This window comes from Sulfuricella sp. (assembly GCA_041651995.1).
Lineage (GTDB): Bacteria > Pseudomonadota > Gammaproteobacteria > Burkholderiales > Sulfuricellaceae > Sulfurimicrobium.
In genome coordinates this window covers 586,453-606,338 of the sequence record JBAZID010000001.1, presented here as the reverse complement: position 1 = coordinate 606,338, position 19,886 = coordinate 586,453, and the positions used below count along the sequence as shown (strand labels likewise).

Annotated in this window: 17 protein-coding genes and 1 tRNA gene; 11 read left to right on the top strand and 7 right to left on the bottom strand. The window is 51.8% G+C overall.

Annotated elements, in window-relative coordinates:
- Window positions 1–16: 16 nt before the first annotated feature.
- The 3 genes from WC392_02905 to WC392_02895 form a co-directional block, all read right to left on the bottom strand.
- The gene (locus WC392_02905) at window positions 17–769 is read right to left on the bottom strand and encodes a flagellar brake protein (GenBank protein ID MFA5241306.1); all 753 of its coding nucleotides are present in this window, start codon (window positions 767–769) and stop codon (window positions 17–19) included.
- Between the two features lie 120 nt (window positions 770–889).
- Window positions 890–1,480 (bottom strand): hypothetical protein, encoded by a 591-nt coding sequence (locus WC392_02900; protein MFA5241305.1) that lies wholly within the window; start codon window positions 1,478–1,480, stop codon window positions 890–892.
- 79 nt (window positions 1,481–1,559) lie between these two features.
- The gene (locus WC392_02895) at window positions 1,560–3,893 is read right to left on the bottom strand and encodes a penicillin-binding protein 1A (GenBank protein MFA5241304.1); all 2,334 of its coding nucleotides are present in this window, start codon (window positions 3,891–3,893) and stop codon (window positions 1,560–1,562) included.
- A gap of 175 nt (window positions 3,894–4,068) precedes the next feature.
- Here WC392_02895 and WC392_02890 point away from each other — a divergent pair, with 175 nt between their 5' ends.
- The 5 genes from WC392_02890 to pilQ are packed head-to-tail and all read left to right on the top strand — an operon-like array spanning window position 4,069 to window position 9,251.
- Window positions 4,069–5,142 (top strand): pilus assembly protein PilM, encoded by a 1,074-nt coding sequence (locus tag WC392_02890; protein ID MFA5241303.1) that lies wholly within the window; start codon window positions 4,069–4,071, stop codon window positions 5,140–5,142.
- Window positions 5,139–5,747, top strand: coding sequence for a PilN domain-containing protein (locus tag WC392_02885; GenBank protein MFA5241302.1), 609 nt, complete (start codon window positions 5,139–5,141; stop codon window positions 5,745–5,747). Before WC392_02890 ends, WC392_02885 begins: the two co-directional genes overlap by 4 nt.
- Window positions 5,744–6,385 (top strand): type 4a pilus biogenesis protein PilO, encoded by a 642-nt coding sequence (locus WC392_02880; protein MFA5241301.1) that lies wholly within the window; start codon window positions 5,744–5,746, stop codon window positions 6,383–6,385. Before WC392_02885 ends, WC392_02880 begins: the two co-directional genes overlap by 4 nt.
- 8 nt (window positions 6,386–6,393) lie before the next feature.
- Window positions 6,394–6,918, top strand: a complete 525-nt coding sequence (locus WC392_02875; GenBank protein MFA5241300.1) for a pilus assembly protein PilP — start codon at window positions 6,394–6,396, stop codon at window positions 6,916–6,918.
- 8 nt (window positions 6,919–6,926) lie between these two features.
- Window positions 6,927–9,251, top strand: coding sequence for a type IV pilus secretin PilQ (pilQ, locus tag WC392_02870; protein MFA5241299.1), 2,325 nt, complete (start codon window positions 6,927–6,929; stop codon window positions 9,249–9,251).
- 81 nt (window positions 9,252–9,332) lie between these two features.
- On the opposite strand, the gene cysG is transcribed toward pilQ, so the two are convergent.
- Genes cysG through WC392_02855 form a run of 3 tightly spaced genes read right to left on the bottom strand, consistent with a single transcriptional unit; the run spans window position 9,333 to window position 12,657 of the window.
- Entirely contained in the window at window positions 9,333–10,760 is a 1,428-nt protein-coding gene (cysG, locus tag WC392_02865; GenBank protein ID MFA5241298.1) for a siroheme synthase CysG, read from the bottom strand.
- 35 nt (window positions 10,761–10,795) lie between these two features.
- Window positions 10,796–11,464, bottom strand: a complete 669-nt coding sequence (locus WC392_02860) for a response regulator (GenBank protein ID MFA5241297.1) — start codon at window positions 11,462–11,464, stop codon at window positions 10,796–10,798.
- Window positions 11,461–12,657 (bottom strand): histidine kinase, encoded by a 1,197-nt coding sequence (locus WC392_02855; protein MFA5241296.1) that lies wholly within the window; start codon window positions 12,655–12,657, stop codon window positions 11,461–11,463. Before WC392_02855 ends, WC392_02860 begins: the two co-directional genes overlap by 4 nt.
- Before the next feature lie 330 nt (window positions 12,658–12,987).
- Here WC392_02855 and WC392_02850 point away from each other — a divergent pair.
- A tRNA-Phe gene (locus WC392_02850) sits at window positions 12,988–13,063 on the top strand.
- 490 nt (window positions 13,064–13,553) lie between these two features.
- Here the strand turns inward: WC392_02850 and WC392_02845 are convergent.
- The gene (locus WC392_02845; GenBank protein MFA5241295.1) at window positions 13,554–13,841 is read right to left on the bottom strand and encodes a helix-turn-helix transcriptional regulator; all 288 of its coding nucleotides are present in this window, start codon (window positions 13,839–13,841) and stop codon (window positions 13,554–13,556) included.
- A gap of 160 nt (window positions 13,842–14,001) precedes the next feature.
- On the opposite strand from WC392_02845, the gene WC392_02840 reads away from it, so the two are divergent.
- The 5 genes from WC392_02840 (at window position 14,002) to WC392_02820 (ending at window position 19,835) form a co-directional block, all read left to right on the top strand.
- Complete coding sequence (locus tag WC392_02840; GenBank protein MFA5241294.1) at window positions 14,002–15,126, top strand: hypothetical protein; 1,125 nt, start codon at window positions 14,002–14,004, stop codon at window positions 15,124–15,126.
- An 86-nt stretch (window positions 15,127–15,212) separates the two neighbouring features.
- Complete coding sequence (locus WC392_02835) at window positions 15,213–15,620, top strand: hypothetical protein (protein MFA5241293.1); 408 nt, start codon at window positions 15,213–15,215, stop codon at window positions 15,618–15,620.
- A gap of 872 nt (window positions 15,621–16,492) precedes the next feature.
- Window positions 16,493–18,061 carry a recombinase family protein gene (locus tag WC392_02830; protein ID MFA5241292.1) on the top strand — a complete coding sequence of 523 codons (1,569 nt, stop codon included), beginning with the start codon at window positions 16,493–16,495 and terminating at the stop codon, window positions 18,059–18,061.
- Window positions 18,058–18,960, top strand: coding sequence for a plasmid partitioning protein RepB C-terminal domain-containing protein (locus tag WC392_02825; GenBank protein ID MFA5241291.1), 903 nt, complete (start codon window positions 18,058–18,060; stop codon window positions 18,958–18,960). Before WC392_02830 ends, WC392_02825 begins: the two co-directional genes overlap by 4 nt.
- Window positions 18,957–19,835: a plasmid partitioning protein RepB C-terminal domain-containing protein gene (locus tag WC392_02820; protein MFA5241290.1), complete on the top strand. Its 879-nt coding sequence runs from the start codon at window positions 18,957–18,959 to the stop codon at window positions 19,833–19,835. Before WC392_02825 ends, WC392_02820 begins: the two co-directional genes overlap by 4 nt.
- Window positions 19,836–19,886 lie beyond the last annotated feature (51 nt).

Genomic DNA, 19,886 nt, shown 5'->3' with positions numbered 1-19,886 from the left:
GCATTAGCGCTAGGAACTATGGCGAAAGAATGGAACGGCGTTCGCGGTCCAGTTTGATGATGTAACGCTGGATCATGGCTTGCTGGCTTGAGTGAAGGTTAATAAACATGCAGCCGGCCCGGTGAATTTTTGAGCCGTTCTTCATCGTGATTTCCTGTTCATTGCGAATCTCGATGTTTGTGGTGACAGTTCCCATGTCTGGCAAAATGATACGGCAGGCGTTGAAGTTGTCGCCTATTTCAAGCTGCAGGTGTTCCCTGTAATGTGTAATCGCAATGCCTCCGAGGCTGATGTCGGCAATGATGGCATCAATCATGCCCTTGCCCTGCTTGGGCATTGAGCATTTGAGAGGGTTGATTACCGGCGTGGCAAGGCGGTAATACTCGCGCCGTTGCAGTTTCAGGAGTTCGCCGGGAAGAGTCGCCCTGAAGGCGAGGCGGCCAAGATACTCGATCTGCTGCATGCGGCCAGTCACGAATTGCACCTTTACCTTATCCTGTGTGGTGACCAGGATAATCTTGTCGCTTTCCAGTATCCGTTTGTTGATCAGTTCATTGGCGCCATAGTCGAAGATCACCGCACCATTGTCTGAATCGACATCGATAATGGAGGTCAGGAGAAAATCCTGCCCCTGATTGAAATATGCGGTGACAAGTTCATTCTTGTGCTGGAGCGCACGCAGGATGTAGATAATCTCCATCCTGGAATGAATCATGTAGTTGCTGACATCAGGGACAGCTTCGGTTTTCAGGGGGGGCTGGTTTGCCATCCGATTATCTGTGTGCTTGATTTTTGGTTCAGACCGGATCTTGAACCCATTTGTTTGAAATTCACTGTAACGCCATCATTTTGCCTGATAATGTTGATGCTTTCCAGCGAAGGCTCGTGATTAGAGTTCTGGATCAGTATCCACTATCAGGAGTGCTTCCACTTGCTTGATTTTTGCCCGCTCCAGAGGCTTGCCTTCTGCCGGGTCGTTCGCTGACCTGCGCAAATCCTCGCTTGCGAAAACTGCCAGTCTGATCTCACCCGTTTCGCCCTGAAGTGTAAAGGATGGAACCGAGACGGCGTCATCGTTCAGCCTGAAGCGTTTTTCTCCCGTTTCGTAGGGCATGTTGCGGTTGAGCAAAAATAGCTCGACTTCCTTGGCATTGTCGGTGAAGAGATGGAGGTTGATATCTGAATGGCGTGTGGCGGTGCCTGACAGTACTGAACCGGTCAAGTAAGGATTGAAGCGTTCCAGCAGGTGCATGGTACTCAGCGCCTCGGTTCGCAATCGCTTCAATCGGAGTGCCTGCTCATCTTTCTGATACAAGCCCTGGTGCAAGCGCAGGGCTTGCTGCACTTCGGCATTGGAGGGAAGGCTGTGGGTGTCCGCTGCTCCTAGCTGGCGTGCCGCCTTGCGCTTGGCCAGGGCGTAGTCCTGAATGCCGTCCTCCGCGATCATGCGGGCCGCGGCTTGTGCGATTAATTCGCGCATTTGACGGTGCTGTTGGTTGTGGTTCTTGAGCATGCTGTGGGTGGTTGTTGTTGTTGTTGTTCGCACGATGCACGGGCGGTTAGAACAGTTGATCCTTGATTTCTTCGGTACTCTTGCCACCCATGATGTTGCCTGATTCGTCGCCCCATGTATCCCACATGCTCTGAGCAGGGGGAGGGAATTCCTGATAGAAAAATTCAGGCATGCCGGTATCGTCAATCTGGCCGTTTTGCGGGTTGATCTTGATGATGCTGATACCTTCCGGTACGGGGTGCTCGCTCTCCGGAACGTTCTTTAATGCTTTCCCCATGTAACTGACCCAGATTGGCAAGGCTGCATGTCCACCTGTTTCGTTGCCGCCAAGTGAACGCGGGCGATCAAACCCGATCCAGGCAACCGCAACCTGTTTGGAATTGAAACCGCAAAACCAGGCATCAATCTGATCATTGGTTGTGCCGGTTTTGCCTGCCAGGTCATGGCGACCCAGTTGCATGGCCTTGGTGGCAGTGCCCTGGCGAACCACGTCCTGCATCAGGCTGGTCATGATAAAGGCGTTGCGTGGGTCAATCACGCGCTCTGCCGATTCTCCCGCGCGCGTGGGCTTGCTCTGGGCGAGTATTTTTCCACGGGAATCAACGATTCGGTCAATGAAATAGGGCTGGATGCGATAACCTCCATTTGCAAAAATGGAATAACCCGCCACCATCTGCAGCGGTGTGACAGAACCGGCACCCAGAGCCATGGTGAGATAAGGGGGGTGCTGAGCAGCATCAAAACCAAAGCGGGTGATGTAATCCTGGGCATATTCTGGCGTGATGGATTGCAGGATGCGGATGGAAACCAGATTTTTGGATTTGGTCAGGGCGGTGCGCAGCCTGATGGGGCCAGCATAAGCACCATCGAAATTTTTGGGCTCCCACGGCTCGCCAGCACTTCCGCCTGGCAGGGAAAGCGGGGCGTCGTTGATTATCGTGGCCGGGGTAAAGCCCTTTTCCAGCGCGGCAGAATAGATGAAGGGCTTAAAGCTTGATCCTGGCTGGCGCCACGCCTGGGTAACATGATTGAACTTGTTGCGAGTGAAGTCAAAACCGCCCGCCATGGACAATATGGCGCCATCTTGAGGGTCAACCGAGACCAGAGCGGCTTCCACCTGGGGTAGTTGTGTAATCTGCCACTGTCTTTTGCTGTCACGAATGACCCTGATGATTGATCCACGGCGAATACGTTGTTTGTTTTCCGCATTGGCTACCAGATGTTTTTGTGCGAAGCGCAAGCCATCCCCGCTGATTTCGATTTTTTCCGCTTCCTTGTTGTAGGCCAGAATTTTTTTGGGACTTGCATCAATCACAATGGCAGGTTCCAGACCGGAAACGACGTCCAGGTCTTCAAGCGCCTTCTCTGCGACTTCTCCTGTGGAAGCCCCATTTTTTTGTATATCCATGAAGCCTTCATGGCCACGGTAGCCATGACGCCGGTCATAATCCAGGACGCCTTGACGCAATGCTTGGTTGGCGGCTTCCTGATCAGCACGGCGCAGAGTGGTATAGACTTTTAGCCCGCTGCTGTAGATTTGATCCTGGTAGCGTTCAAACAGGTTCTGGCGAACCAGCTCGGCGATGTGATCGGCGCTGACTTCAGCGGTTTGCGCATCGTGTTTTATGCGCAGAGGTTGTTGCAGCGCGGCCTGAAATTCGCTGTCCTTGATAAAGTGCAAGTGATGCATACGCTTCAGAACATATTGCTGACGAATTTTGGCGCGCTTGGGGTTAATCACCGGGTTGTAGCGTGAAGGTGCTTTGGGGAGGCCGGCGAGCATGGCCGATTCGGCTACACTCAGTTGGGCAAGGGGTTTCCCAAAATAAAGCTGAGACGCTGCGGCGAAACCATATGAGCGCTGTCCAAGGTAAATCTGGTTGATATAGAGTTCCAGAATCTGGTCTTTGGTGAGGTTGTGTTCGATTTTCATTGCCAGCATCACTTCGCTCAGTTTGCGAGTCAGAGTCTTTTCGCTGGAGAGGAAAAAATTACGCGCAACCTGCATGGTGATTGTGCTTGCGCCTTCGCGCGCACCGCCAGCGGTAAGGTTGGCTATGGCGGCGCGCACCACGCCCATGTAGTCAATTCCGCCGTGCTGGTAAAATCGATCATCCTCGGCGGCAAGAATCGCCTGGCGCATCGTGTTGGGAACGTCCTGGATTTTTATCAGTGCACGCCGCTCCTCCCCGAATTCGCCAATCAGCGCTCCATCAGCGGTATAAATTCGGAGCGGTATTTTGGGGCGGTAGTCGGTCAGAATTTCCAGGGAAGGTAACTGGGGGTAAATCAAACTGACAATCAGCGCGGCCAAAGCTGCCACTAACAGGCCACTTGCGAGCACTACAAAAAGTGCGTAGCGCCACCAACGGAGGATCATAATTGAAATGTTCTATAATATTGGGCATAAAGTAAGTATATTGATTATAGATGTTAATCCTTAGAAAAAGAAAACTCGCACAAAATTTGTTTACACTGTCTAAAGTTGCTGATAGCATTTAATGTAAATTATACGTATCGGTTTATAACTGGGCCATGCGGAAGGGGAAATTTACTTGCGATTCGATTTTCTGGAAGCCAAGTCGCCGCCACTCATTGGGGTAGACATCAGTTCCTCTTCGGTCAAGATGGTCGAGCTTGCGGAAGCGGGGAAGGATCTTTACCGCGTTGAGCGTTATGCAATCGAGTTGCTGCCGAAGGATTCGGTCGTGGATGGCAATATCGTTAACCTGGAGGTGGTTGGCGAAACAGTCAGGCGTGCATGGAAGAAGATGGGAACGCGTATCAAGCACGTTGCCCTGGCTCTCCCTTCGGCAGCCGTCATCACCAAAAAGATTGTGGTTCAGGCTGGATTGCGTGATCAGGAACTTGAGTTTCAGGTCGAAACAGAAGCAAACCAGTACATTCCTTTTGCGTTGGATGAGGTGAATCTGGATTTCCAGATTATCGGTCCAAACCCAAATAATCCAGAGGAGGTCGAGCTCCTGATCGCGGCATCACGCAAGGAAAAGGTGGATGATCGGGTTGCGACTGCAGAGGCGGCTGGACTCAAGCCGCTTGTGATGGATATTGAGTCCTATGCTACTCAGTTGGCATATGACATGATTGCACGGCAACTTCCAGGGGGTGGCCGAGGACAAACCGTTGCCATTGTTGATATAGGCGCGGCCATGACGCACATTAACGTCTTGCACGACAATCAGTCCGTGTATTTACGTGAGCAGAGCTTTGGCGGAAATCACCTGACTCAAGAAATTCAGCGCCGCTACAGTTTGTCGGCGGAAGAGGCGGATATTGCCAAGCGCCAAGGTGGTTTGCCCGATACCTACGAACCGGAAACGCTTCAGCCATTCATGGATACGCTGGCTCTGGAAGTGGCGCGGGCGTTGCAGTTTTTCTTTTCTTCTACCCAGTTCAATCGGGTGGATCACATTCTCCTTGCGGGTGGTTGTGCCATGATTCAGGGCTTGGATGAGATCGTGGCAAGTCGTACCCAAGTCAGTACCATGATTGCTAACCCTTTCGCAAATATGGCGCTGTCTTCCCGCATTAAACCCAAACAACTGACTGCCGACGCACCAGCCTTGATGATCGCGTGCGGATTGGCTTTGCGGAGATTTGATTCATGACAGTCCGCATCAATCTTCTTCCGCATCGCGAACAAAAACGAGCCGCTCGTCAGCAGCAATTTATTGTACTTGCTGCTCTTACCTTGGGGCTTGGTGCTGTTATAGCGGTGGCAGGGCACTCCTATTTTGGCGCAAAGATATCCAACCAGGAGGGGCGCAATGCATTCCTGAATGCTGAAATTGCCAAACTGGACAAGGAGATCGAAGAAATCAAGGTGCTCAAGGAAAAAACGACAGCACTCCTGGAGCGCAAGAAAGTCGTTGAAACCCTTCAGGCAAATCGTTCTCAGGTGGTGCATCTTCTTGATCAGTTGGTTCGGCAGTTGCCCGATGGCGTCTATTTGAAATCTATCGAGCAGAAAGATAATGTTGTCAACTTGGTCGGCTACGCACAGTCCAACGCGCGAGTCGCTTCGTTAATGCGCAATCTGGATTCATCGGAATGGCTTGAAGATCCGCGTTTGATAGAGACTAAGGCCGTCATGCTGAATAGTTTGCGGGTCAGTGAATTTTCTCTGAACATCAAGCTTATGCCGCCCAAGCCAGCAGAAGGTGTTGACGAGCAAAAAACTTCGCCTTCAAACAACAAGGATAAGAAGGCATGAACCTTGATGAACTGAAAACCCTGAATATTAAAGATGTTGGCGGCTGGCCTGTTCTACCTAAAGTGGCTGCGCTGGCGGTGCTTTTGGTTGCGGTCGTATTTGCGAGTTATTGGTTTGACTGGAGCGGACAATTGGAGCAATTGGAAACAGTTCGCCAGGAAGAATCAAAACTGCGCGAAACTTTCCTGGCTAAAAAGAAACAGGCCATTAATCTGGATACCTACCGTCAACAACTCAAAGAGATCGACCAGGCTTTTGGAGCGCTTTTGAAGCAGCTGCCAAATAAATCCGAAATGGATGCTTTGCTGGTGGATATCAACCAAGCGGGTTTGGGTCGGGGGCTTGAGTTTGAGTTGTTTAAACCTGCTGCGAGTGAATCTGTCACAGAATTTTATGCAGAGTTACCGGTTACGATCAAGGTGACGGGCGCCTACCACGACCTGGGAAATTTTGCCAGCGATATTGCCCAGATGCCGAGAATTGTGACGCTGAATGATGTCAAAATAAACGTGGCTAAAGATGGTAGGTTGGCGATGGATGGCGTTGCTAAAACTTATCGTTATCTGGATGAAGAAGAAGTAAGTGCACAGAAGAAAACGGCAGTTGACGCCAAGAAAAAGGCGGGGGGGGCGAAGTGATGAGATGGATGGTCATAGCCGCCTTATTGGTGGGAATAGTTGGTTGCGGAGATCAGCATGATGATCTTGACCAATTTGTGCGTGAGGGTGGTCAGGGTATGAGAGGCAAGGTTGACCCCTTGCCAGAGGTCAAGCCCTATGAGCCCTTTGCTTACACGGTTTTTGAACTTCCAGAGCCATTCAAACCACGGAAGTTGAAGGCTTCAACTAACGTCGGGGGTGGTGGCGGGCTTCAGCCTGATTTAAATCGCCGGAAGGAGCCCCTCGAATCCTATGAGTTGGAAAAACTCAAGATGGTGGGTACATTGCAACAGAATAAATTGATGTATGCCTTGATTAAAGCCCCAGACAATAGCCTTCATCGCGTAAAAAACGGAAATCATTTGGGCGTAAATTTTGGCAAGGTCACCAGTGTGACCGAATCGGAAGTTCAAGTGACTGAAGTTATTGAGGATAGCTCGGGCGAATGGAGCGAAAAGCAAAGCAGTGTCACCCTGGTCGAGGAATCGGCTACAGGTCAACAGAAGAACTAGAGGGCGCCATGACGACAGCGAAATTAATGATTAAACCCATGATCCGTATGGCCTGCGCTGTACTTTTCTCAGTCACGGCTATGGTTGCTGGTGCCGACAATGAGGCAAGAGAGGCGACAAATGCGCAAAATAACATTAAAGATATTTCCTACTCGGCATTGCAGGGTGGCAAGGTTGAAGTCAAGGTAACTCTAAAGCAGCCTTTGTCTTCTCCTCCGGCGGGTTTCACAACTAACAACCCTCCGCGTATCGCACTCGATTTTCCCGGAACAACCAATGCTTTGGGCAAAAACTCTATAGAAGTGGGCGAAGGTACGCTTCGCACCATGAATATTGTTCAAGCCGGCAATCGGACACGCTTGGTCCTGAATCTGGCAAAGCCAGTAGGTTATGAAACTCGCATGGATGGTAATTCTCTGATCGTCTCGCTGCATGGAACTGCAACCTCGGTATCAACAACCAATGAAACAACTCGTTTTGCTGAGGCGGGTGCGGGTGTGGGTGTGCAAAAACACACTGTCAATGAGATTGATTTCCGCCGTGGGAATAATGGTGAAGGTCGCGTTGTAGTTGGCCTTTCAGATTCGACGACTGGAATAGATATTCGCAAGCAAGGGAATAGTCTGATTGTTGATTTCCTGGATTCCGCTGTACCAAAAAGCCAAGAACGCAAACTGGATGTTGCTGATTTTGGAACCCCAGTTCGCATGTTGTCCACCTCGAGCCAGGGCAAGAATGTGCGGATGGTAATTGAGCCACAAGGCCAATGGGAATATTCCGCGTATCAGGCAGACAGGCAGTTTATTGTGGATGTTAAAAAAATTGTCGAAGATCCAAATAAAATGGTTCCTGGAAGCAAGCAAGGCTACGGAGGGGAAAAACTCTCGCTGAATTTCCAGAACGTGGAAGTGCGTACGGTACTGCAAGTCATCGCGGATTTTACCAATCTGAATATTATCACCAGCGATTCAGTTTCTGGTTCCCTGACATTACGTCTGAAAGATGTTCCATGGGATCAGGCTTTGGACATCATTCTTAACGCCAAGGGTCTCGACAAGCGCAAAAACGGCAATGTTGTCTGGATAGCGCCGCGTGACGAACTGGCGGTCAAGGAAAAAGCTGAACTGGAAGCAAAACTGCAAATAACGGAGCTTGAACCTCTTCAAACGGAGTATTACGCGCTTAACTATTTAAGGGCGGACCGAGCCAAGCAAATGCTTAATGGAGAAAGCAGCACTCTGATGGATAGCGCTGGAGATGCGACTTGCGCTCCTGCAGCAACGGGGCTGAAAAGCGTAACTCCGAGTGCCGGAGGTGGAGGTGGTAGCGGTGGTGGTGGTTCCAGCGGCGCCCAAAGAATATTATCGAAACGGGGAAGCGCCTCGTTTGATTTGAAGACCAACATGCTGATTGTTAATGATATTCCCGGCAAGCACGAGGAAATTCGCCGCTTGATGACCGTGATCGACGTGCCGGCCAAGCAAGTCATGATTGAAGCGCGCGTGGTGCTGGCCAATGATACTTTCGGCAAGCAACTGGGTGTTCGCCTCGGTGGTCAGTTGGGCAAAACAGTTGGAGACTATCGAGTTGGGATGTCGCAGAATCTTAGTAATTCCACGATTATTGCAAATAACTATCCATCAAGCTGGGTAAGCGGATCAATAACCGGTGCTGTTAGCTCGACGGGCGCAGTTACGGAGACTTATACGCCTTCATCAATTCTTGGTGGTACAGGCAATTCGAACGTCAACCTGGGTGTTTCAAACCCGGCTGGTGCACTTGCATTTACCCTGATGAATCTGGGTACGGGTAACCTGATCAGCCTGGAGTTGTCCGCTCTGGAAGCGGATGGCCGTGGAAACGTAATTTCCAACCCTCGGGTCATGACCTCCAACCAGCGGCCTGCGGCAATCGTACAGGGCGTTCAGATACCAGTGGTAACCCCGGGGTCGGCAAACAGTCCGGCCACCACGACATTCAAGGATGTGTTGCTGTGCTTGCTGGTGAACCCGCAAGTGCTGAACAATGATTCCATCCTGCTGGATGTGGAGGTCACCAAGGACACCCCGGGAGAATATACACCTGATGGGAACAACAGGGCGGTCAACATTAGCAGGGTGAAGACGCAAGTTCTGGTAAATAACGGCGAAACGGCTGTGCTGGGTGGCATATTTACACAGGCTACCCAGAATGACGTACAGAAAGTGCCACTGTTTGGCGACCTTCCTGTCGTTGGAAACTTGTTCCGGCATACAACAAAAAGCGAAGACAAGCGAGAGCTCATGATCTTCATCACGCCTCGCATAATGAAAGAAAGCCTTAATATTCAGTAAGGGTTTAGGGAGGTCTCAAGTAAAAACCCTCGCAAAACAGCGAGGGTTTTTTTATGTTCAACAAAATATGGGAATTTATAGCTAGCTGTTGCGCGTTAACGCAAAATTGCCCTCGGCCTCTTGGTCCGGCGAGAACCATGCCAGCTTGCTTTGCAAGCCGACCACCTTGCCCACAATAATCAGGGTTGGCGGCTTGAGTTGTGCATCTGTGGCCAACTGAGGAAGTGAATTCAGAGTACCCGTAACAACTTTCTGGCTCGGCGTGGTTCCTTGCTGAACTATGGCTGCGGGAGTGTCAGGGGAGAGTCCATGCGCAACCAGTTGCTTGCATAGAACCGGGAGTCCAAGTAATCCCATGTATATCACAACAGTCTGATTCGGTCTGGCCAGCATTTCCCAGTCCAGATTCATGGTCCCATCCTTGAGATGTCCGGTCACGAATACACATGCCTGAGCATAATTACGATGAGTTAGAGGTATGCCGGCATAAGAAGAAACGCCTGATGCAGCCGTGATGCCTGGCACCACCTGAAACGGGATGTGATTCGCAGTCAGGGTTTCGATTTCCTCGCCGCCTCGTCCAAAGATGAAGGGGTCGCCTCCCTTAAGACGGAGTACTCGCTTGCCTTCCTTGGCCAGTTTGACCAGCAATTCATTTATTTCTTCCTGCCGCATGGCGTGGTTGGCTCGCTGCTTTCCTACGAATATGCGATCGGCATCGCGACGAGTCATTTCCAGCACCGGAGGCGTGACCAGGTTGTCATAAACGACAACATCAGCCTGCTGCATCAGGCGCAAGGCGCGGAATGTCAGTAGATCAGGATTGCCGGGGCCACCGCCAACAAGATAGACCTCTCCCTGTGGTTGTGTGTCACTTGAGCTGGACTCGACTGCTTTTGACAGTGCGGCGCTGGCTTGTTCCTCGCGGCCAGCAAAAACCATTTCCGCAATGGGTCCTTGAAAAATATTTTCCCAGAATATCCTTCTTTGGCTGGGTTCCGTGAAGTGCTCTTTAACTTTCCCGCGGAATTTCTCTGCCAGCGTAGCGAGGCGGCCATAGGTTCCTGGAATCAGTGTTTCAAGGCGGGCACGAAGCAAGCGCGCCAGTACAGGAGAGGAGCCGCCGGTAGAAACGGCAACTATTACTGGTGAACGGTCAATGACAGACGGCATGATGAAAGAGCAGTAATCCGGGTCATCTACGACATTGACTGGCAGGCGATGGGCCTTGGCAACTTCTGAAACCTGCTTGTTGACTTCTCTGTCATCGGTAGCCGCAATCACTACAATGGCTTCTTGCAGATGCGCAGGAGCGAAACGTGACTGGACGTAATGAATCTCACCGCTTTCGGACTGCCGCTTCAGGGTGGGGCACAGTTCAGGGGCTACTACTGTAACCTTCCCCCCAGCATTTAACAGCATTGAAACCTTACGGGCAGCCACGTCACCTCCGCCTATGACGGCGCAGGTTTTGCCTTTGATGTCTAAAAAAACAGGTAGAAATTCCATAAAAAATCCGTTAAAAAATCGGTAAAAGCGGCCGCCTAATTTGCAGAAATAAGTGGCGCGTTGGAAAGTTTGTGTTCAACCGCAAAGATTGCTGCTTCGACTCGCGAAGTCAAGTTGAGCTTGGAAAGAATGTGGCGAACGTGAAGTTTTACCGTATCGTGGCTGATGTCCAATTGCCGGGCAATGACTTTGTTGCTTTCGCCCAGGGCAAGGTGAGAGAGAATCTCGCGTTCGCGCTGGGTCAGTAGATCGAGCAGGGATGAGGGCTGGGTGGCGGGCTGGTTATTCTGCAACAGGCCTACCAGCTTCATTGTCATGGATGGCGCAACTACGGTCTCTCCCCTTGCGGCTCTAACTATGGCATCTACAACATCATCCGGTTCCATGTCCTTGAGAAGATACCCCCGTGCGCCGGCGCGCAATGCGTTGGCAAGATCGTCCTCGGCGTTACTGACTGTCAAAACAAGGGTGGGGATAGTATTGCCATCCTGCTGAAGCTGACGCAGAAGACTTAACCCATCTTCAGGTTGCATGTGAAGATCCGTAACCATGACATCCGGCTTGAGTTCCATAAGTAACTTGCGGGCATCCACGGCGCTTCCCGCAACACCCGCTACGCTGATCAGTTCGTTGCGCTCCAGAAGTTCGGCAAGCCCCTTCCGGAATAAGGTGTGGTCATCTACCAGAAGCACGCGCAGCGTCATTGCGGGCTTTCCTTCCTGATGGCTGGAAAGGTTAGCAATACTCGAGTGCCCCGATCCTGAAGTTTCTCGACGGTTACGTTGCCTCTCAAGCGCTGTGCACGCTCGCGCATGATGCTCATGCCAAAATGCATGTCCTTGTCTGGATCCCTTTTGTTCGAGACGCCAATCCCGTCATCTTCGATGCAGACCCAATACTGATTGTTGCCGTCAAGCCCAAGCGTAAGACTGACGTCCTGTGCCTGTGAATGCTTTTGAATATTTGCAAGCGCTTCCTGAACAATATGAAAAACTTGAACCTCTTGGTCTGGCGAGAGGTTGAGATCGGGCGTCATGTTGGAAAAATTGATAAAAATCCCGGTTTTCTTGAAGAAGCCATTTACCATATCCTGCAATGCATGCAGTAAACCTCGCGGATCCATGCGATTGCGAAAATGGGTGAGTAATTCGCGTAACCCGGAATAAGCAGTATCCACGGCCTCACTGACATCATCCAGATATTTGGCGGAACTTTCAGAGTCCGACTGGGCCATGGAGTCTTGCAGCAGGGCAAGTCTCATTTTCATGTAAGCCAGTGTTTGGGCGAGCGAATCATGCAATTCATTCGCCAGCATCTGACGTTCATTCATCAGGGTAATACGCATATTCTCGCGGGTAAGACGGGCATTTTCCAGCGCCATGCCCAGATGCTCGCTGATCGAATCGAATAGTAATGCAACGTCTTCCGGCACTGGAGTATCGCTGGCCATGAATAGGTTATAGACGCCAAGAACTTTCCCCTGGTGACGTAATGGAACTGCAATGATATGTTTGCAGCGTGAGCCGAAATAACTGTGAGAGGTTCGCTCGGAGCAGAAGTGTACATTGGCGCTATGACGGTGAGACCGCTTCCGTGTGGCCTCCCCGCACAAGCCGCATTCCAGTTCGACAAACTGTTCATGCTCCACCAATTCTGCGGGTAATCCGATTGAGCCTACCAGGCGCAAATGTGAGCCATCTGCTGTCAATATCCGGACGGCACCGGCATCCGCGCCAGCGAGTTTAACCATGGTGCCAAGAAATCGCTCAAGTAATCCTTCAAGATTATTTTCTGTAGAAAGGCTGGTGGCGATCTCGGATAGCACTCGCAAGGCTGGAATCTTGTAACTTCCAATTGCGGGTTCCAGATTGGAGGGTGGGAACGGGGCGGTATTCATCACCTGATTTATGGGTAAAAGTTGAATGATGTAGTAGGTTATTTTAACCTGATTGCGATTTGAAACAAATTGCTTACCTGAATCACATGTTCCATGGGGTTGGAGTGCTGCGGAGTCTGGATAATATGGAAGTCTTCGAGACCATCCGCAACGATCCTTCAATTGTACCTTAAATCTGTGCTTCTTCAGAATGACAGATATCCCGCATGGCGGAGCGAATAAAATCTTCAGGTGTAGAATGGCGTGGCGATTAAACTTGACTTGCCATGTTGTTTTGAGATTAAATTACGGCCTTCGCGTGGCCTCGTGCTTTTGAGGTCACTAGGCGATGGCCAAGTAGCTCAGTCGGTAGAGCAGAGGATTGAAAATCCTTGTGTCGGTGGTTCGATTCCGCCCTTGGCCACCAGGATTTAAAAAAATGCCCTGCCAAGCGCAGGGCATTTTTTTGTCGTGAACATTGGAAATGGCCGGGATGTATCGCCATACTGGCTGAAAGCAGCATGTATGGCTTAAATTCGGCGAGAGCCGTTGAGTGGCGGAAGGTGTGAGATTCGAACTCACGGAAGCCTTACGACTTCGCCGGTTTTCAAGTTCTGCGAGTTTAATAACAAAAACAAACAGATATGTAATTCTTTCTCCGCAATAGTCCTCAAATAAAGTACATGGAATGCCTATTCAGCCTTGCGTTGTAATTAAGATGCGGAGAAGTTTTCCCATTCATTTTTGTTGAAATGATGGCACTTCGTTGAGTGGAAAAACACCATGCCATGCTTTTTCATTACACCAAATCTGGTTGACTTCAGCTTGCTCGGAAATCGTCGTCAATACCCTGCGCGTCACTTTTGCGAGTGACCCATACCGATTGCCGAGAGAAGTTAAATTCCGGGGGGGAAAGTTTACGATTGCTTCCGTTCACTCGCTTCCTTCGGCTGACCTGCACGAGACGGAGTGCTGCTGTCTTCCAGAAGAATTGAGATATCCACGCCCAACGCCATGGCAAGTCGCTCCAGTCCGTCAATGGAAATGTTTGTGACGCAGCGTTCGAGTTGCGATACATACGTTCGGTGAAAGTCCGCAAGCTCCGCCATTCCCTCCTGGCTTAGACCACGTTCCATTCTCAACCGGCGAATATTTTCGGCGATGCGTCGGCGAGCATCTTTGCTTGTCTGATTTTCCGTACCCATAGTACGGAGAAGAGTGACTCTCTACGGTATTTGTATCTACAGCTCATGACTCTACTGTTTATAAATCTCTATGTTTTTGTATAATGGCAATCCCATTTGAATATTCTTTCGTCATCTCGCAGGCACTGGAGAGGCACATATAAATTACTCTGGGAGAATCATGAAACAGCAACGCTTCGCGCTGGCGCTAGCATTGTCTTTCGCAGCGCTACCGGTCCTCGCGCAAAACTTTATCACCGAAATATCGGGATCTACCTACCGCGAAAAGACCGTCTATGCGGTCTATGATCTGCGTGGATCGAATCTCAATGTCGAGGCCATCGAGACGGCGGTTCTGGACGCTATCAAGCTGTATGCCCGCAACGCCCGTGCGCAGCAGGGCATCCCACCTTCTTCTTATCCGGCATACCCTGCACAGATGACTATGGGACAGAGTCAGAGCGGCGGACCAAAGCCGGATTGCGCTGGCGAAATATTTTCCATCGAGGGCGTCGATTCATCGATGGCGAAGTACGGTGAAACCACCTATCACCGCGCTTGCCTGTTTCCTTATGCTAATGGCTACCGGCTCAATTACTTTGCGATCTTCGGCATGCAGTCCGGTGTCGGAAACCCTAACCCGAACGTCCTTGCCGCCATGCTCGGGCGGACGATGGCTGGTGCGGTCGGACTTGGAAATGGGAATAGCAGTAACTTCATCAACAAGATACTTGACAGGATAGAGGGTAACCTCAAGAGGAACGGGTACGAAGCCAAGCTCGTGCAACTGCATCCCAAGGCGATGGAAGGCCGAGTCGTTATGCAGGATGATCTGTCTCCGCCCCCGATTGCGGCTACGCCGTCTCCTGCTTTGCAGCAACAGCCCATTTCTGGAAATTCGACGCCATCAAGGGGTGCACCTGTGACTGCCGGAATCGGTGGCGCCCAACAGAATTTGCCGCCGGAACTGGTCCAACTGCGCGAAGTTATGATGAGGCAATCGGAAGCCGCCCGCAGGCAGATGGGTATTGCCGACCAGCCCGTAATTGGCGGGCAGAGCGGCGTTCGAGGATTGACGCCTACGGATGCACGCAAGGAACTGACGGCGATGGGGCTTCAGTATTTCAGCCAGGAGCAGTTCGTTGCAGCTATCCAGCGCGGCGACACCTTGGCGGTCGAACTGTTCGTGGCCGGCACTGGCGTGGACATCAATGCCGGCGAACCGGGCAAAACGCCGCTTGCAGTAGCAGACAGCGCTGGGCGGCAGGAGATTGCGGCATTGTTGAGAGGCCGAGGGGCGAGATGAATACTAGCCTAATGAACACTGCGACACACTTCCGATCAATCGCAAGCCTGAATGCGCGGCCCTAATAAGAAGCAAGAGAGGAAATCATGAAGAAAACTGTTATGTGTACCTTGCGCGGCATGGCACTTGCGTTAGGATTTATTTCCGCCCACGCTATCGCAGTCACTGATGCTGTCGTAGCTGCTTCTGAAACAACGGCAGCCAAGAAATTCTTAGAAGAATTTTATAACGCTGCGTCCATAGCGAAAGCCTGCAAATATAGAGAAGACGCCATATATTTGTACTACTCTACAGAATATGCTCGGTTGATTCGCCATGAGGCCATAGTTCCAACGCTTGATCCGGAAGTCAACGTCGAAGTTGGGATTGCCATGGCAACTGCAAAAACCTACGCCACTCAACGCACTGAAGGTAGAAAATTCACAGCAGAACAGTGTGGAAACGTGAGAAAAGCGATCGACGAAAGGGTGCCCAGAGGTTACGACAGGCCATAATCACCCCACCACACTTTCTCGCGGCAGAAAGCCACGTTGGCCAGAGCGTGAATATTCATATGCAATCACACTCGCCCATATTCATGCAGCTGCAAAACTCCTTGGTCAGCTAATAAGCGTTTCCATCGTCGCTAAGTCAAACTTGATCAAATGAACTAGTCAGCTAGTCTCTGATTAGAAAGTGATCTTGGGTCGCTCGATCCAAACGCCTCAGTTCCATACCGATTTTTCGTATGGAGCGCGCCATGTCAAAGCAGTGTGCAGCCTGCGGCCGATTCTTTCGGCCATGTCCTCAAGTTCCCAATCAAATCTACTGCTCGGCACACGAATGCCAGCGTCAGCGCCGTCGGCGCTGGCAGCGTGAGAAGTTGCTAACAGACCCTGACTATCGAGACAATCAATCCCGCTCTAACAAGAATTGGGCTACCGAAAATCCTGGCTATTGGCGAAAATACCGGGATGAAAACCCCGATTATGTAGATAGCAATCGAAAAAAGCAGCAGACACGCAATCAGAAGCGGCAAGTGGCTCCAATTGCAAAGATGGACGTGTCAGCGCCAGCATTCCTTCCACCATCAGGGCGATACCGGCTAACGCCCGTGTTGGACGATGGGATTGTAAAGATGGATGCGTGGATCGTTGAAATCAACGTACTGTCGTCGATTTGCGGCGATTCGCCGGGTGATTGCAAAGAGAGGACGTGATCGGCAAGGCGGGGCATGCCTGTTAAATTCGCAGGTGCGCGCTCTCGGTATGCCGCGCATTGGATCCCGACACCTCGTCTGTGCATGGCACACTCACAACTGCCTGTCACGATACGAAGCCCGACTCCCGAGAGCAAGAAATCCACTCATCAGGGGGGTGATCTGGGCATGCCAGAAGAACAACAAACGAGCGATGGAGGCCAGGTCCAGGTATCCCTCTTCCGCGCCGCCGAGTATGTGCGGATGTCCACCGAGCACCAGCAGTACTCGACCGAGAATCAGGGCGACAAGATTCGCGAGTATGCGGCCCGACGTGGGATCGAGATCGTCAAGACCTACGCCGACGCGGGCAAGAGCGGACTGCGCATCGATGGGCGGCAGGCCTTACAACAGCTGATCAAGGATGTCGAGACATGTACGGCGGACTTCCAGATCATCCTGGTCTACGATGTCAGCCGCTGGGGGCGCTTCCAAGACGCTGATGAGAGCGCCTACTACGAGTACATTTGCCGCCGCGCCGGCATTCAGGTCGCCTACTGTGCCGAGCAGTTCGAGAATGACGGCTCACCGGTCTCCACCATCGTCAAAGGCGTCAAACGAGCGATGGCCGGCGAGTACAGCCGGGAATTGTCCACCAAGGTGTTCGCTGGGCAGTGCCGGTTGATTGAGCTGGGATTCCGCCAGGGCGGCCCGGCTGGCTACGGCCTGCGCCGAACTCTGGTCGACCAGCATGGTTCGATCAAGAGTGAGCTCACACGAGGCGAGCACAAGAGCCTGCAGACTGACCGCGTCATCCTGATGCCTGGCCCCGAGGATGAAATCCAAATCGTCGATCTGATCTACCGCTGGTTCATCGACGAGGGACTGGTGGAATCGGCTATTGCAGCGCGCCTTAATGGCATGAAAGTGCGCACCGACCTCGACCGGGAATGGACGCGCGCCACTGTTCACGAGGTGCTGACCAACGAGAAGTACATCGGAAACAACGTCTACAACCGCATCTCGTTCAAGCTCAAGAAGACCCGGGTAGTGAACGCCCCGGACATGTGGATCAAGAAGGAAGGTGCATTCGAGCCCATCGTCCAGCCCGATCTGTTCTTCACCGCGCAGGGCATGATCCGGGCGCGCGCCCGGCGCTACACCGATGAGGAGTTGATTGAGCGCCTGCGCAATCTCTATGAGAACAAGGGGATTCTCTCTGGCCTGATCATCGACGAAACGGAGAGCATGCCGTCAGCTTCAGTCTACGTTCATCGCTTCGGTAGCCTGATTCGCGCCTATCAAATTGTGGGTTTTACCCCCGACCGCGACTACCGCTATCTGGAGGTCAATCGATTTCTGCGCCAGCTTCACCCCGAGATCGTCACCCAGACCGAGGCCCGGATTGCCGCCATTGGTGGCGTAGTCGTTCGCGATCCGGCCACCGACATCCTGCGCGTCAATGACGAGTTCAGCGTGTCGCTGGTGCTCGCCCGCTGCCAGACCCATGACAGCGGCAGCCATCGATGGAAAGTGAGATTCGACGCCAGCCTATGCCCAGACATCACGGTTGCTGTGCGTCTTGATCATGCCAATCGTGTGGCCCTGGACTACTACCTCCTCCCCCGGCTGGATTTTGGACAACCCAGAATCAGTCTCGCCGACCAGAACGCAATTGAGTTCGACTGCTATCGATTTGACACTCTGGACTACCTCTATGGAATGTCCGCACGCTCGCGACTCAGGAGGGCCGCATGACACCTCAGCATCGCTATAGCGAAGTACGGATGATTCCTGTCGACCGGATCGACATCCTGAATCCCCGCGACCGAAACAAACGAGTCTTCGAGGAGATCGTCGACAACATAAAAACCATTGGCCTAAAAAAGCCTATTACTGTTACCCCTCGCACCGGGAATGATATGGCCGAGCGCTATTTGCTGGTTTGCGGCGAGGGTCGTCTCAACGCTTTCCGGTCCTTGGGTGAGGCCGCTATTCCGGCACTGGTGGTCACAGTCAGTGACGAAGACGCATTTATCATGAGTTTGGCTGAGAACATTGCCCGTCGCCAATGCCGTCCGCTGGAAATTTTGGCGGGCATCAAGCAACTGCGTGACAAAGGCTACAGTACAAAAGACATTGCCACCAAGACTGGGCTTACAGCTCAGTACGTTGTAGGCATCCTGACTTTGCTCCAGCAGGGCGAAGAACGTTTGCTGATCGCCGTCGAGAAGGGGCGCATACCGCTCAATGCCGCTTTGACCATTGTCGGAGCCGGTGACGATGACAAGGCTATACAGGTGGCGATGCAGGATGCTTATGAATCCGGCAAGTTGCGCGGCAGGCAATTAATGGAGGTGCGCAGGATTATTGAGCGTCGGCAGACCTTGGGCCGCTCAGTTGCGCGGGCCACTCCACGCAAAATGGCCGATATTTCAACCTCCAGCCTCGTCCGCACTTACCAGCGAGAAGTCGAGCGGCAGAAAATCACAGTAAAAAAAGCCGAATTCACCCAGCAGCGCTTGCTGTTCGTCGTCAGTGCGTTGCGCCAGCTTTTCGCGGACGAGAACTTTATCAACCTGCTACGCGCAGAGGGGCTGGATACTTTGCCGGAATATCTCGCCAATCGAGTTTGGTCCGGTGGGAGCACAGCATGACCAACGTTTCGCTCGGTTTCGTCCCGGATACAATGTCGGTGCAGTTGGATCAGATTCTTCCATCGCGCAAAACGCCGGCCGGCCTCATCACATCGGTCAAATTCAAACAGATTCGTTCCTCAATTGAGGATGTCGGACTGATCGAGCCTCTGTCCGTTACGGCGGCGAATATGAGCTCCAGCCAATACCTGCTGTTAGATGGGCATGTGCGCCTGATCGCGCTCATGGATTTGGGCTACGAGGAAGCTCCATGCCTGATTGCCACCGATGATGAGTCTTACACTTACAACAGTCGCATCAACCGGCTTTCGACCATCCAGGAGCATTTCATGATTCGTCGCGCCATTGAACAGGGCGTGTCAAAAGAACGCCTGGCCAGGGCACTCAGTGTCGATATCAGCCAAATCATCAAAAAGATAAATTTACTGGAGGGAATTTGCCCCGAAGCGACTGATCTTCTGAAGGATAGACAGTTTTCGGCTGATATTTCTCGCGTAATAAGAAAAATGAAGCCAACCAGGCAAGTCGAATGTGTGGAACTGATGGTTTCCGCCAACAATATTACTGTTGCCTATGCTGAGGCACTGCTGGTGGCCACACCTGCTGAGATGCTGATTGATGGAAAGAAACCGCAGAAGCTGACTGGCGTCACACAAGAGCAAATGTCACGCATGGAGCGAGAAATGGCGAACTTGCAAGGGCAATACAAACTGGTTGAGCAGACCTATGCGGAGGACGTACTCAATCTGGTGCTGGCAAGGGGTTACTTGGCCAAGTTGCTGGACAACCAGTCTGTCGCTCGATTTATCAAACAAAGACGGCCGGAAGTATTGGAGCATTTTGCAGTCATTGTCGAAGCGACTTCTCTCGATTAATCGATCTGAACATATACGTCAGTCTCGGCACTGATGGAGTCTGCGATATAG

Bases quoted from the DNA above. Each gene is read 5' to 3' on its own strand.
- WC392_02835 (MFA5241293.1), top strand. From the start codon at position 15,213: ATGAAGAAAACTGTTATGTGTACCTTGCGCGGCATGGCACTTGCGTTA.
- WC392_02840 (MFA5241294.1), top strand. From the start codon at position 14,002: ATGAAACAGCAACGCTTCGCGCTGGCGCTAGCATTGTCTTTCGCAGCG.
- cysG (MFA5241298.1), bottom strand. From the start codon at position 10,760: ATGGAATTTCTACCTGTTTTTTTAGACATCAAAGGCAAAACCTGCGCC.
- WC392_02875 (MFA5241300.1), top strand. From the start codon at position 6,394: ATGGTCATAGCCGCCTTATTGGTGGGAATAGTTGGTTGCGGAGATCAG.
- WC392_02820 (MFA5241290.1), top strand. From the start codon at position 18,957: ATGACCAACGTTTCGCTCGGTTTCGTCCCGGATACAATGTCGGTGCAG.
- pilQ (MFA5241299.1), top strand. From the start codon at position 6,927: ATGACGACAGCGAAATTAATGATTAAACCCATGATCCGTATGGCCTGC.
- WC392_02830 (MFA5241292.1), top strand. From the start codon at position 16,493: ATGCCAGAAGAACAACAAACGAGCGATGGAGGCCAGGTCCAGGTATCC.
- WC392_02860 (MFA5241297.1), bottom strand. From the start codon at position 11,464: ATGACGCTGCGCGTGCTTCTGGTAGATGACCACACCTTATTCCGGAAG.
- WC392_02880 (MFA5241301.1), top strand. From the start codon at position 5,744: ATGAACCTTGATGAACTGAAAACCCTGAATATTAAAGATGTTGGCGGC.
- WC392_02855 (MFA5241296.1), bottom strand. From the start codon at position 12,657: ATGAATACCGCCCCGTTCCCACCCTCCAATCTGGAACCCGCAATTGGA.
- WC392_02825 (MFA5241291.1), top strand. From the start codon at position 18,058: ATGACACCTCAGCATCGCTATAGCGAAGTACGGATGATTCCTGTCGAC.
- WC392_02845 (MFA5241295.1), bottom strand. From the start codon at position 13,841: ATGGGTACGGAAAATCAGACAAGCAAAGATGCTCGCCGACGCATCGCC.
- WC392_02900 (MFA5241305.1), bottom strand. From the start codon at position 1,480: ATGCGCGAATTAATCGCACAAGCCGCGGCCCGCATGATCGCGGAGGAC.
- WC392_02905 (MFA5241306.1), bottom strand. From the start codon at position 769: ATGGCAAACCAGCCCCCCCTGAAAACCGAAGCTGTCCCTGATGTCAGC.
- WC392_02895 (MFA5241304.1), bottom strand. From the start codon at position 3,893: ATGATCCTCCGTTGGTGGCGCTACGCACTTTTTGTAGTGCTCGCAAGT.
- WC392_02885 (MFA5241302.1), top strand. From the start codon at position 5,139: ATGACAGTCCGCATCAATCTTCTTCCGCATCGCGAACAAAAACGAGCC.